Below are 12835 nucleotides of genomic sequence, written 5' to 3'. Positions count from 1 at the left end.
AGTCATAAAAAAACCAGCCAGAGTGTGGCAAAACGGGCAGCCTAAGCTGCCCGCGGCTGAATAAAGCACAGGTTTATACCTGCATGAGATCCTGCTCTTTTGCAGTCAGCGCCTTATCAATTTCAGCAATATACTTGTCGGTCAGCTTTTGAATCGCGTCTTCGCCTTCACGCTGATCGTCTTCGGTGATCTCTTTATCTTTTAGCAACGACTTGAAATCACCGTTTGCGTCGCGGCGTACGTTACGCACGGCAACGCGAGCGTTTTCAGCTTCGCTGCGGGCCTGCTTGATGTAGCCTTTGCGGGTCTCTTCGGTAAGCATGGGCATCGGTACACGAATAACGTTGCCTGCACTGGCCGGGTTCAAACCCAGATCAGAGGTCATGATGGCCTTTTCGATTTTCTGCACCATACCCTGCTCCCATGGTGCAATCGTCAGCGTACGAGCGTCTTCAACGTTGACTGATGCCACTTGGCTAAGCGGTACCTGGCTGCCGTAATAGTCCACAGTCACCGCGTCTAAAATGCTCGGGTGAGCACGACCGGTGCGAATTTTATTGAAGTTGCTATGCAGTGCCTCAACGCTTTTCTTCATGCGCGATTCGGCATCTTTCTTAATATCGTTGATCACGTCATTACCCTCTGTATATCAGCGTGCCTTCCTTGCCCCCTACCACCATGTTCAGTAGGGCACCAGGCTTATTCATATCAAATACCCGCACCGGCATATTATGGTCACGTACCAGGCAGATTGCGGTCAAATCCATAACGCCCAACTTTTGATCCAGAGCGTCATCATAAGAGAGCTGGTCGTACTTCACTGCATCCGAATGTTTTACCGGGTCTTTATTGTAGACGCCATCGACTTTGGTCGCTTTGATCACGACATCGGCGTCTACCTCAATACCGCGTAAACAGGCAGCAGAGTCGGTGGTAAAGAAGGGGTTACCTGTGCCTGCAGAGAACAGCACTACGTCCCCTGAGGTTAAATAGCGAATGGCGGTACGCCGGTCATAGTGCTCGACTACGCCGCTCATGGGGATAGCCGACATCACTCGCGAGCGGATGTTGGAGCGCTCTAAGGCATCGCGCATTGCCAACGCATTCATTACGGTAGCCAGCATACCCATATGGTCACCGGTGACGCGATCCATACCTGCTTCATTGAGCGCCGCGCCACGGAACAAGTTACCACCGCCAATCACGATGCCCACCTGTACCCCAATGCCGACGAGCTGGCCAATCTCCAGCGCCATGCGGTCAAGCACCTTAGGGTCAATACCAAAATCGTGCTCCCCCATTAACGCTTCGCCAGACAGTTTGAGCAAAATACGTTTGTATTTTGACTTGGTGCCCGCGACTTTGCTGGGTGCTACATGGGCGGTAGGCTCTTGAACATCACTCGACATGGCATCTCTCCTGAGGCAGACCTGTAAACAGGCAGGCGGGGCAGCCCCTTGGTATAGAACCAGTGTATAAAACCAGCTATATCTGGGCTGATTATACTAGCATTCATTATACAGGGGCCGGATACGCGAAGGCGTGCGCTCACGCGCACGCCATCTTCTTTCTGAAACCTCTGACCTCAGCGACGGCCAGCCTGTTCCATTACTTCTTTAGCAAAGTCGACTTCTTCTTTCTCGATGCCTTCGCCAACTTCAAAGCGCGTAAAGCCAACCACTTCGCCGCCCGCCGCTTTGACGAACTCAGCAACTGTCTGGTTGGGATCTTTTACAAACGGCTGCTCGGTCAGGCTGTTTTCTGCCAGGTACTTTTTCAAGCGGCCCTGAACCATTTTCTCAGCGATCTGCTCCGGCTTACCGGCCATATCCGGCTGCGCCAGGATAATCGCTTTTTCAGCGTCCAGCTCTTCCTGGGGCATGTTTTCCGGATGGGCAACGGAGGGGTTAATCGCGGCCACGTGCATGGCCACATCTTTCGCCACTTCCGACGTGCCACCGGTCAGCACGGTCAAAACGCCAATGCGGCCGCCGTGGACGTATTCGCCAACCAGGCCACCGTCAGCTGCGTTCACAACGATGGCACGACGCACACCGATGTTCTCGCCGATTTTCTGAACTAGCTGCTCGCGGGCAGTTTCCAGTTCGCCAGCCATCACGGCAGCAACATCTTCACTTTTGGCAGCAAAGAAAGCCGCGGCGATTTTGTCGGCAAAGGCGATGAAGTTGTCATCACGAGCAACAAAGTCAGTCTCGGAGTTGATTTCAACCATTACGCCGTAGCTGCCATCTTCCGCTACACGCGTAACCACTACACCTTCTGCGGCGATACGATCGGCTTTCTTCGCCGCTTTTAGGCCGGAGCTTTTGCGCAGGTTTTCAATCGCAACTTCGATATCACCGTCGGCTTCGGTGAGTGCTTTTTTACACTCCATCATGCCGAGACCGGTACGTTCGCGAAGTTCCTTGACCTGAGAGGCGCTGATAGCTGCCATGAGAATTCACCTCTGAAATGGTTCTATGAGAGTTAGACGCAACACAGAGTATAGGCATGATAAATGACCATCATGTATCACGCTGCCCTATGTCTCTCTGTATTGCGGGGCCGGCATTCAGGCGCCGGCAAATTCGTTCCGCCTAGACGTTTCAACTGCAGCAGAAATAGACAGTATGAAACCTCTAGCGGGAATAAAGGGGGCATAGCCCCCTTCATCACGATGCGGCACACTTTCTCGCCGCACCCACTGCTGCACTTACTCAGCGGCAGTGTTGTCTTCAGCTGCAGCGGCCTCTTCGGTCACTTCAACGAACTCTTCAGCGTTGGCTTCTTTAGCACGACCACACGCATCCGCAATCGCTTTTACGTAGATCTGGATAGCGCGGATAGAGTCATCGTTGCCGGGGATTACGTAGTCAACGCCATCGGGGTTGGAGTTAGTATCCACCACGCCGATAACCGGGATGCCCAGCTTGTTGGCTTCGTTGATCGCGATGCGCTCGTGGTCAACGTCGATCACGAACAGTGCGTCCGGTAGGCCGCCCATGTTCTTGATACCACCGATAGAACGCTCAAGCTTGTCCTGCTCGCGAGTCGCCATCAAGACTTCTTTCTTGGTCAGCTTCTCGAACGTGCCGTCTTCGCGCATGGTTTCAAGATCACGCAGACGCTTAATGGACTGACGGATGGTCTTGAAGTTAGTCAACATGCCGCCCAACCAGCGATGGTTGACGAAGGGCTGACCAGCACGGTTAGCTTCTTCTTTAATCACCTTGCTAGCGCTGCGCTTGGTGCCAACAAACAAAATCTTGTTGTTGGATGCCGCCATCTTCTCGACCACATCGATCGCTTCGTTCAGCGCCGGAAGGGTGTGCTCAAGGTTGATGATGTGAATCTTGTTGCGCGCGCCGAAGATAAATTTGCTCATCTTCGGGTTCCAGTACTTGGTCTGGTGGCCGAAGTGAGCACCTGCTTTAAGCAGGTCACGCATATTAACGTGAGACATGGTAGAACTCCTAAAACTCGGGTTAGGCCTCCACGCACCCCATGGATCCGACCGTTGACCACGTTAGACGTTGCCAGCGGCACCCGGGACCATGTGCCGGTGCATGTGTGTTTTTAAGGCTTGATAGTGAGCATTGTGTCTCTTGAGAGGCATAATGCGGATTCATCGCCCTGCCCTACTGCGTCCTTCCCAGCTAAGAAGCTCGGAATCACGATTGCAGGAAAGCGCGCGGCTTTATACCATAGATCATTGCCAAGATGAAGTCGCACCCCGTTTGACGGTCTTAAATTGCGCCATTCAATTTTCCACTCTGCATTCATATCGAGCATTCATGAACGTTCCTATCAAGACGCCTTCTGAAATCGAACACATGCGCGAAGCCGGGCGCCAAGCGGCTAGCGTGATAGAAATGATCACCCCCCATATCCAAGCGGGTATCAGCACGGGTGAAATCGACCGTCTCTGTCATGAGTATATTGTTAACGAGCTGGGTTCAGCCCCGGCACCGCTGAACTACCACGGTTTTCCCAAAGCGACCTGTACGTCGATCAACCATGTGGTGTGCCACGGCATCCCCGACGACGCCAAGAAGCTTAAAAATGGCGATATCATGAACCTGGATATCACCGTCAAAACCAGCGACGGCTACCACGGCGACTCCAGCGTGATGTTCGTGGTGGGTGAGACGATCCAGGGTGAACGACTGTGCCGCATTACTCAGGAGTGCCTGTATAAAAGTATCGAGCTGGTGAAGCCTGGCGTCCGCCTCTCTGAACTCGCCCGTGTGATCCAAAAACATGCCGAAAGCAACGGCTACTCCGTCGTTCGCGACTTCTGCGGCCACGGCATCGGCGCCGAATTCCACGAGGAGCCGCAGTTTCTTCACTATGATGGCTACGCACCGGATGCCGACATTAAGCTCGCCGCAGGCATGTGCTTTACCATCGAGCCGATGATTAACGTCGGCGGGTATAAAACTAAGGTGCTGCGCGATGGCTGGACCGCCGTCACCAAGGATCGTAGCCTCTCGGCCCAATGGGAGCACACGCTGCTGGTGACTGAAGACGGCGTTGAAGTGCTGACCGCGCGTGGCGATGAAGACTTTAGTTTTCTGACCAACTGATGCTCCTTCACCACCACCGGTTTGAACCGGACACCACGCTTTACGACCTGGATCTGTTCCGCACCGAGCTTGCCGGTTCACGTTCGCCGGTAGCGCCCTTTAAGGCCGCGCTGCGCGAGCTACAGGCGCGCCTGGACGACCAGTTCCGCGCCGGTGCGGACATCCGCGACCTTGTGCGCGGCCGCGCCTGGTACCTGGATCAACTGCTGGCGATTGCCTGGGCGCAGCATGAGTGGCCCGATGAGGGTATTGCGCTGGTGGCGGTCGGCGGCTATGGCCGTGGTGAGCTACACCCCCACTCGGATATCGATCTGCTACTACTGCTGGAGCAGGACGATGACACCGCCTACCGGGAACCACTCACCGCTTTTATCACCTTTTTATGGGATATTGGCCTGGAGATTGGCCATAGCGTGCGCTCGCTTAGCGACTGCGAGCGGGAAGCCGAAGCGGACGTCACAGTGATTACCAACCTGCTCGAATCTCGCCTGATTGCGGGGCCAGAAAGCCTGCGAGAAGCGATGCGCGAACGCCTCAGCGCCGAGCACATTTGGCCCGCCGACCGCTTCTTCGAAGCTAAGTGGCAGGAGCAGATTTCGCGCCACTACCGCTACAACAACTCTGAGTACCACTTGGAGCCGAACCTTAAAAGCTCCCCTGGCGGGCTGCGTGATATCCAGATGATCGGCTGGGTGGCCAAGCGCCACTTTGGCACCGAGCAGTACACCGACATCGTCGCCAACGGCTTTATGAACGATGCCGAACTGCGCATTCTAAGCCAGGGTCAGGCGTTTCTGTGGCAGGTGCGCTACGCCCTGCATATGCTCACCGACCGCGCCGAAGATCGCCTGCTGTTTGACCATCAGCGCACCATCGCCGAGATGTTTGGCTTTCGCGATACGCCGGAGCGCCTAGCGGTCGAGCAGTTTATGAAGCGCTACTACCGCCATGTCACCGCGCTCGCCGGCCTTAACGATATGCTGCTGCAACATTTCGATGAAGTGATCCTGCGCGGCAAGGAAACACTGACCACTGTTAAACTGAATGAACGCTTTGAAACCAAGGGCGGCTACATTCAGGTACGTTCGCGAAATTTATTTCGCGAGCGCCCTGCGGCGATGCTAGAGCTGTTTCTGCTGATGGCCAAACACCCCGAAATCGAAGGGGTGCGCGCCGACACTATCCGACTGATTCGCGACCACCGCCACCAGATCGATGACCACTACCGGGAAGACCCGCGCCACCAGCGACTCTTTATGGCAATTATGCGCGCCCCTGGCAATGTTCCCCGCCAGCTTCGGCGCATGAACCGCTACGGCATTCTGGGCAAGTACCTGCCTGAGTTTGGCCGCGCGGTAGGCCTGATGCAGCACGATCTGTTTCACATTTATACGGTCGACGCCCATACCCTGCTACTGCTCAAATTTTTGCACAATTTCCGCAAACCGGAGGCCAAAGATGACTTCCCGGTGGCGGCAGCGCTAATGCAGCAACTGCCCAAGCTAGATCTGCTCTGGATTGCTGGCCTGTTTCACGATATCGGCAAGGGACGCGGCGGCGATCACTCGGAGATTGGCGCCAGGGACGTTGAGCAGTTCTGCCAGCGCCATAATATCTCTGCTCACGATACCAACTTGGTCAGTTGGCTGGTGGAGCACCATCTACTGATGTCGATGACCGCGCAAAAGCGCGATATCAGCGACCCCGATGTGATTCGTGATTTTGCCCTGATCGTGCGTAACGAAACCCGGCTGGATTACCTGTACGTGCTCACCGTGGCCGATATCAATGCCACCAACCCCACGCTGTGGAACGGCTGGCGAGCGTCGCTACTGCGTCAACTGCACGCCGAAACCAAACGCGCCCTGCGCCGCGGCCTGAACAATCCGCCCGACCGCGACGACTGGGTGCGGGAAACGCGCACCGAAGCACGCTCTTTGCTACAAACCATCGGCGTTAATCGTGAGCAAATCGATCATCTTTGGGAATCGCTTGGAGAGGACTACTTTCTACAGTACGCGCCCAGCGAAATCGTTTGGCAGACCCAGGGCATTCTCAATCACAACCAGTCGCCGCTGCCGTTGGTACTGATCAGCGCGCCGACTGCGGACATGTCCGAAGGCGGCACCAAGGTATTTATTCACACCCGCTCGGTGGATGATCTCTTCGCCGCCACCGCCGCAGCCATGGAGCAGTTGGGCCTCTCGATTCACGATGCGCGCATTGCGACCTCCCACAACGACTGGACGCTAAACACCTTTATTGTGCTCGACAATCACGGCCAGCCCATACGTGACCCGGGCCATATCGAAGAGATGCGCCAGCACCTGGTGGAAGAGCTCGATGACCCGGACGACTACCCGGATATCGTCACCCGCCATACGCCGCGCCAGCTCAAGCACTTCAAGGTGCCCACGGAGGTGCTGATTGAGCAGGATCCGGCCAACGAGCGCACGTTGCTGGAACTAACGGCACCCGACCGCCCCGGCCTGCTGGCCCGGGTAGGACGCATCTTTATGGAGCAGGACATCTCGCTGTCCGCGGCCAAAATCGCCACCCTCGGCGAGCGGGTAGAAGACGTCTTTTTCATCACCACCAAGGCAGGCGAACCACTGACCGACCCCGAGCGCCAGCAGCAGCTGCGCGAACGCCTGATTGAGGTGCTAGGGGTTTAAGAAACAACTGTTGTTAAGCGTGCAGGTAACTAGGCGCCGAGGGCAGGTTGGAGCGAGGGCATTTCGACATGGCCGGAAATTGTTCCCGACAATTCCGGCATTTCCGCCATCCATGGCGGTCAGATGTCGAAAGTAGCGCCCACGGACGGGTTCACAGCGCCCTCGCGGAAACCTGCCCTCGGCACCGACAAGCCTGCTCACGAACGATGATCGCCCGGTTAGGTTTGAGCCTGCACCGGTGCTTGCCTATAATCGACGGTTTATGCCGCCAGCCATCAACGGACACATCATGAACGCCGACCTCGACGCCCTGCATCCCTACCCGTTTGAAAAGCTGGCCGCGCTGAAAGCCGAACTAACACCCCCGGCTGACTTGACGCATATCCCGCTGACCATTGGCGAACCGCAGCACGCGCCCTACCCAGCGGCGCTTGAAGCGATGGTGACGCACCAGCTGGAAATGGCCCGTTATCCGGCAACCAATGGCTTGCCTGCGCTGCGCCAAGCCATTACTAATTGGGCAGCTAAGCGCTTTCAACTGCGCGAACTCGACAGCGAGCAGCATGTCGTTCCAGTGAACGGTACGCGTGAAGCCATTTTTGCCTTTGTGCAGGCCGCGCTGGATCGCAGCCGCCCGGCGAAAGTGGCGGTGCCCAATCCGTTTTATCAAATCTACGAAGGTGCCACGCTGCTGGCAGGCGGCGAGCCGCTCTATTTAGAGTGTACCGCTGAGAATAATTTTCGCCCTGATGTTAGCGCCGTGCCCGCCGCAACCTGGCGCGACGTACAGATCGTGTTTATCTGCTCGCCGGGCAACCCGACCGGTGCCGTTACCCCGGCCGAGGAGTTTAAGCAGCTCATTGCACTGGCCGATGAACACGACTTTATTATCGCTTCGGACGAGTGTTACTCGGAGCTCTACCTCGACGAAGCTGCCCCACCACCAGGGCTACTGCAAGCCTGTGCCGAGCTGGGGCGTGATGACTACCGGCGCTGCGTGGTGTTTCACTCGCTCTCCAAACGCTCCAATCTACCGGGGCTGCGCTCAGGCTTTGTCGCGGGGGATGCGGCGCTGCTCACGCCGTTTAAGCGCTACCGCACCTACCACGGCTGCGCCATGTCACTACCGCTGCAGCACGCCTCTATCGCCGCCTGGCAGGATGAGCAGCACGTGCACGCCAACCGCAACGCCTACCGGGAAAAATTTAGCGCGGTGGCCGATGTACTTGCCCCGGTAATGGATTTTCCCGCGCCGCAAGCTAGCTTTTACCTATGGCCCGCCGTACCGGGTGGCGACGATATCGCCTTCACCCAGCGACTGTTTGCCGAGCAGCACGTTAGCGTACTGCCCGGCAGCCTAATGGGCCGCACGGGTACAAACGGCGTCAACCCCGGTGCGGGCCGTTTACGCCTTGCGCTGGTGGCTGAGCTGGCCCCCACGCTGGAAGCCGCCCAACGCATTCGACATCTCGTAGAGCGCGGTTAACTGATCCAACACTCTGTTTCAACATGCTATTTCAACATGCTAGGGAGGCCATATGCTGACGCTGTATATCATCGATAACTGCGATACCTGCCGCAAAGCGCGTAAAGCCTTGGATGAAAAAGCGCTGCTGTATAAAACCCACGATCTGCGTAAAGATGGTCTCTCCGCTGCACTGCTGGAGCATATTTTACATCGCGTACCGCTTGTGGAAGTCATTAACAAGCGCAGCAAAACCTGGCGCGAACTCTCTGATGAAGAGAAAGATTACGACGCCAATTCCGCCCGCCAGCTACTGATGAAATACCCTACGCTGCTTAAGCGACCGCTGCTGGAAAAAGACGATGGCACCATCTTAGTCGGCTACCGCGACGGCGATTACGACAAGCTAAGCGGCTAACGTTACAAGGCCCTAGGCAATCAGGCTCTTTTTTCTAACCTTCACTTCCCAACACGACAGGACAACTTCTTATGCTGAGCTTTGCGCTTGGAATCGGCACCCAAAACACCCAGGGCGACTGGCTGGAGATCTACTACCCGGCGCCGCTGCTCAACCCACCCGCAAGCCTAGTGGAAGCCGCTAAACAGGCCCTGGATGCCCCCCAAGGCAACGCCGCCATCAGCTTTTTACCCGAAGACTGCACACGCCTGGCTAAAGCGTTAGAAGCTGCCGGGCACTTCGCCCAGGCAGAGCTCGCCGAAGCGCTTTCGGCCAGCCAGCGCCCGCTGGTCGCCATGTTCCTGGAGAGCGATGAAGCGCCACAAACCGCGCCTGAGGTGTATCTAAAACTGCACCTGCTTTCCCACCGACTGGTCAAACCTCACGGCCTTGATCTCACCGGTATGTTTGGCCTGCTGCGCAATATTGCCTGGACCAACGAAGGCGCCATCGACATCGAAGAGCTGCCTACACGCCGCCTGAAAGCCCGCATGGCGGGCCGCGCGCTGTCTGTCGACTGTGTCGATAAATTCCCCAAAATGACTGACTACGTGGTACCCACCGGCATCCGCATTGCCGACACCGCCCGCGTACGCCTGGGTGCTTACCTGGGTGAGGGCACGACCGTGATGCACGAAGGCTTCGTCAACTTCAATGCGGGCGCCGAAGGCCCCGGCATGATCGAAGGCCGCATCTCGGCCGGCGTAGTGGTCGGCAAAGGTTCAGACTTGGGCGGCGGCTGCTCCACCATGGGCACCCTCTCAGGTGGTGGCAATATCGTGATCAAAGTGGGCGAAGGCTGCCTGATCGGCGCCAATGCCGGCATCGGCATTCCCCTGGGTGATCGCTGCACGGTGGAAGCAGGGCTCTACATCACCGCAGGCTCCAAGGTCGCGCTGCTGGATGATCAAGGCCAAGTAGTGAAGACCGTCGCTGCACGCGAACTGGCCGGCCAAGACGACCAGCTGTGGCGCCGCAACTCCCAGAGTGGCCGCATTGAGTGCCTGACCAATAAAAGTGCCATCGCCCTGAACGAGGCACTGCATGCCCACAACTGAGCCTGAAGGAGTGTCGCCGACGCTCACGCTCGCCTTTGAGCTGCTCAGCCGGGCCTCGGTAACGCCGGACGACGAAGGCTGCCAGGAACTCATGATCGAGCGCTTAGCGGCGCTCGATTTTCATATTGAGCGGCTGCCGTTTGGCGACGTGAAAAATTTCTGGGCGGTTCGCGGCCATCACGGCCCGGTGGTGGCCTTTGCCGGTCACACCGACGTAGTGCCTACCGGCCCCTATACCAACTGGCAGTACCCACCGTTTGAGCCCTGTATCGATGATGAGGGCATGCTGTGCGGACGCGGCGCGGCGGACATGAAGGGCAGCCTGGCCTCAATGCTGACCGCCGTTGAGCGCTTTGTGGCCAACCACCCGGATCACGATGGCCGTATTGCCTTTTTGATCACCTCCGATGAGGAAGGCCCGGCAGTGGACGGCACCCGCGCGGTCGTCGAGCATCTACGCGAACGTAATGAACGCCTCGACTACTGCATTGTCGGCGAACCCTCCTCGACCACCTACCTTGGCGATGCGATTAAAAACGGTCGACGGGGCTCGCTGGGCGGTGTCTTACACATCAAAGGTATTCAAGGTCACGTTGCCTACCCACATTTAGCGCGCAACCCTATTCATCAGGCGATGCCTGCGCTGGATGCATTGGTCAACGAACACTGGGATGCGGGCAACGACTTTTTCCCTGCCACCAGCTTTCAGATCTCCAATCTGCGCGCAGGCACCGGCGCCACCAACGTCATTCCTGGCGATGTAGAAGTGGTATTTAACTTTCGCTTCTCTACGGAGGTGACCTCTGATGAGCTCAAAGCACGCGCAGAGGCCATTCTAGACCGGCATGGCCTAGAGTATCAGGTAGACTGGACACTCAACGGCGAGCCATTTTTAACCGCAGAAGGCGCCCTGGTTGATGCCGCCATCAAAGGCGTCGAAGCGGTGACCGGCAAGCGCCCGGCGCTCTCCACCAGCGGCGGCACCTCGGATGGCCGCTTTATTGCCACCCTGGGCGCCCAAGTGGTTGAATTGGGCCCGCTCAACGACACTATCCACAAGGTCAATGAGCGCGTTCGCGCCAGTGACCTGGACGATTTAAGCCGGATTTACGAAGCAACGCTGCAAGCGCTGCTCTGCTCCGGCGAGGCAAACCTATGATGGAGCGCTACCCCGATATAGAGATTTACCTGGCCAGCGTGTCGCTCGATGCGCTCAATGAGTGGCTGAAAAGTACACTGATCGCACCACCGCTTAGCCCAGCGGGTAAAGGCAAATGGCAAACCCGCGGCCAATACCAGGGCGACTGCGTGCCGGTATTGTTGGTCGATAAAGCCGCTGATGGGTTTGCCAGTCTCTGGTTTGATAGCAACCACACCCCCTGGATGACCGACCAGGAGTGTGCCCAACAGGCCGCGGAAGCGTTGCAAACAGAGGTGCGCTGCTCTCTAGGCGGCTGGCACCCCGGCGATGACCCTGACCGTTTCTGGCAAGTGCTGCCCGGCGGTAAAGAGGGTGCAATAGAGTGGCCCGACTCAGGGCGTTAATCGGGCGCTTTAACGACAACGACCCCGCCAAGGCGGGGTCGTTTGCTATCCAACTAACCATTTAGCTAGCCGTAAGGCTCACTCAATAATACTGACATCGTCGGCCTGCAAACCACGCTCATTTTTAATCACGTGATAACGCACGATTTGGCCTTCTGCCAGCATACGCGGCCCACGGCCCCGAATGGCCCGGAAGTGCACAAACACGTCCTCGCCATTATCGCGGGTAATAAAACCGTAGCCTTTGTTGGTATTGAACCACTTCACTTCACCCTCTTCACGGCCATCGTTAGGATCGATGATATCTTCTTCCTCATCATCGTCCAACGGAGCGGCTGCCTGGGGCTGGCGTGATGTTGGCTTAGCATGAGCCACCGGCGCCACCACAATCGAGGGCGCAAAAGCGGCAGACGCTAATGTGCCAATCCACAGAACAATAAAACTACCTATAGCAACGGCAATATAGACACCGCTAACTCCACTGATTGCCAGCTCGGCCATCCACAGCTCGGCGAGGGCACTATCGGTTAAATGAACAATCCCCGCCAGCAAAAGTGGCGTGGGGGCGGCAAGTAATACACTGATTAAGAAACAGCGAAACACAACTTTTGGGTTCATAGAAAAAAAAAGCTCTCTTGTTGTATGGGTAACAGACGAAGGACAATACCGGCACTATCAGGCCCATTCCCAATAGCACTGGCATACTACTACATAAGGTTGCAATGATATCATGACCCACGAATTATCGCCTGCTGACCTGGCTCAACGCCTTGAATCTTTAGAGAGCCGACTCGCCCACCAAGAGCACTGGCTGGACACCCTGGATCAAGCCGTGGTTCAGCAGGAGCGACGCCTGGAAAAACTGGAGCAGCTCAGCGGCCTGATGCGCGAACGCCTACGTGAGCAGCACCAGGCACTCCAGGCAAGCGAACCCCAGGGCGGTCAGCGCCCCGAGGATGATGTGCCGCCCCACTACTGAACTAACAGAAGCCTTGATCGATAGCCCACGATGCGACTAATTGATTAGCCGCCAGCCACTAGCTTCCGAT

At 56.9% G+C, this 12835-nt stretch carries 13 protein-coding genes; 8 read left to right on the top strand and 5 right to left on the bottom strand.

Translation table 11 applies throughout. The annotated features are described in order from the left end of the window. Positions 1-73: 73 nt before the first annotated feature. The 4 genes from frr to rpsB all read right to left on the bottom strand — a co-directional run bounded on the left by frr (position 74) and on the right by rpsB (position 3463). Positions 74-631 carry a ribosome recycling factor gene (frr, locus tag ACFIOZ_RS02580; RefSeq protein ID WP_088698826.1) on the bottom strand — a complete coding sequence of 186 codons (558 nt, stop codon included), beginning with the start codon at positions 629-631 and terminating at the stop codon, positions 74-76. 4 nt (positions 632-635) lie between these two features. Next, on the bottom strand, positions 636-1409 hold the full coding sequence (gene pyrH, locus ACFIOZ_RS02575) for a UMP kinase (RefSeq protein WP_386082046.1): 774 nt from the start codon (positions 1407-1409) through the stop codon (positions 636-638). Positions 1410-1585: 176 nt separating this feature from the next. Next, entirely contained in the window at positions 1586-2455 is an 870-nt protein-coding gene (tsf, locus tag ACFIOZ_RS02570; RefSeq protein ID WP_386082044.1) for a translation elongation factor Ts, read from the bottom strand. Positions 2456-2713: 258 nt separating this feature from the next. Next, the gene (gene rpsB, locus ACFIOZ_RS02565) at positions 2714-3463 is read right to left on the bottom strand and encodes a 30S ribosomal protein S2 (protein WP_088698829.1); all 750 of its coding nucleotides are present in this window, start codon (positions 3461-3463) and stop codon (positions 2714-2716) included. A 331-nt stretch (positions 3464-3794) separates the two neighbouring features. Between rpsB and map the strand changes: the two genes are divergently transcribed. The 7 genes from map to ACFIOZ_RS02530 all read left to right on the top strand — a co-directional run bounded on the left by map (position 3795) and on the right by ACFIOZ_RS02530 (position 11786). Further along, positions 3795-4586: a type I methionyl aminopeptidase gene (map, locus tag ACFIOZ_RS02560; protein ID WP_386082042.1), complete on the top strand. Its 792-nt coding sequence runs from the start codon at positions 3795-3797 to the stop codon at positions 4584-4586. Next, the gene (locus ACFIOZ_RS02555) at positions 4586-7261 is read left to right on the top strand and encodes a [protein-PII] uridylyltransferase (RefSeq protein WP_386082040.1); all 2676 of its coding nucleotides are present in this window, start codon (positions 4586-4588) and stop codon (positions 7259-7261) included. Before map ends, ACFIOZ_RS02555 begins: the two co-directional genes overlap by 1 nt. A 289-nt stretch (positions 7262-7550) precedes the next feature. Continuing rightward, positions 7551-8747, top strand: a complete 1197-nt coding sequence (gene dapC / locus ACFIOZ_RS02550) for a succinyldiaminopimelate transaminase (protein ID WP_386082039.1) — start codon at positions 7551-7553, stop codon at positions 8745-8747. Between the two features lie 52 nt (positions 8748-8799). Continuing rightward, positions 8800-9144: a Spx/MgsR family RNA polymerase-binding regulatory protein gene (locus ACFIOZ_RS02545; protein WP_386082038.1), complete on the top strand. Its 345-nt coding sequence runs from the start codon at positions 8800-8802 to the stop codon at positions 9142-9144. Positions 9145-9215: 71 nt separating this feature from the next. Beyond that, complete coding sequence (gene dapD, locus ACFIOZ_RS02540; RefSeq protein ID WP_386082036.1) at positions 9216-10241, top strand: 2,3,4,5-tetrahydropyridine-2,6-dicarboxylate N-succinyltransferase; 1026 nt, start codon at positions 9216-9218, stop codon at positions 10239-10241. Continuing rightward, positions 10228-11400 (top strand): succinyl-diaminopimelate desuccinylase, encoded by a 1173-nt coding sequence (gene dapE, locus ACFIOZ_RS02535; protein ID WP_386082035.1) that lies wholly within the window; start codon positions 10228-10230, stop codon positions 11398-11400. Before dapD ends, dapE begins: the two co-directional genes overlap by 14 nt. Next, positions 11397-11786 (top strand): hypothetical protein, encoded by a 390-nt coding sequence (locus ACFIOZ_RS02530; protein ID WP_088699679.1) that lies wholly within the window; start codon positions 11397-11399, stop codon positions 11784-11786. The genes dapE and ACFIOZ_RS02530 overlap by 4 nt, the downstream gene beginning before the upstream one ends. A 78-nt stretch (positions 11787-11864) precedes the next feature. Here ACFIOZ_RS02530 and ACFIOZ_RS02525 read toward each other — a convergent pair whose 3' ends face one another. After that, a complete protein-coding gene (locus ACFIOZ_RS02525) occupies positions 11865-12404 on the bottom strand; it encodes a cold-shock protein (RefSeq protein ID WP_088699680.1) in 540 nt (179 codons plus the stop codon). A 112-nt stretch (positions 12405-12516) separates the two neighbouring features. Between ACFIOZ_RS02525 and ACFIOZ_RS02520 the strand changes: the two genes are divergently transcribed. Further along, positions 12517-12765 carry a SlyX family protein gene (locus ACFIOZ_RS02520; RefSeq protein ID WP_386082033.1) on the top strand — a complete coding sequence of 83 codons (249 nt, stop codon included), beginning with the start codon at positions 12517-12519 and terminating at the stop codon, positions 12763-12765. Positions 12766-12835: the final 70 nt, after the last annotated feature.

Source organism: Vreelandella sp. F11 (genome assembly GCF_042466685.1).
GTDB lineage: Bacteria > Pseudomonadota > Gammaproteobacteria > Pseudomonadales > Halomonadaceae > Vreelandella.
Note: the sequence above shows the minus strand (reverse complement) of the source record. Positions and strands in the feature narration are given on the sequence as shown.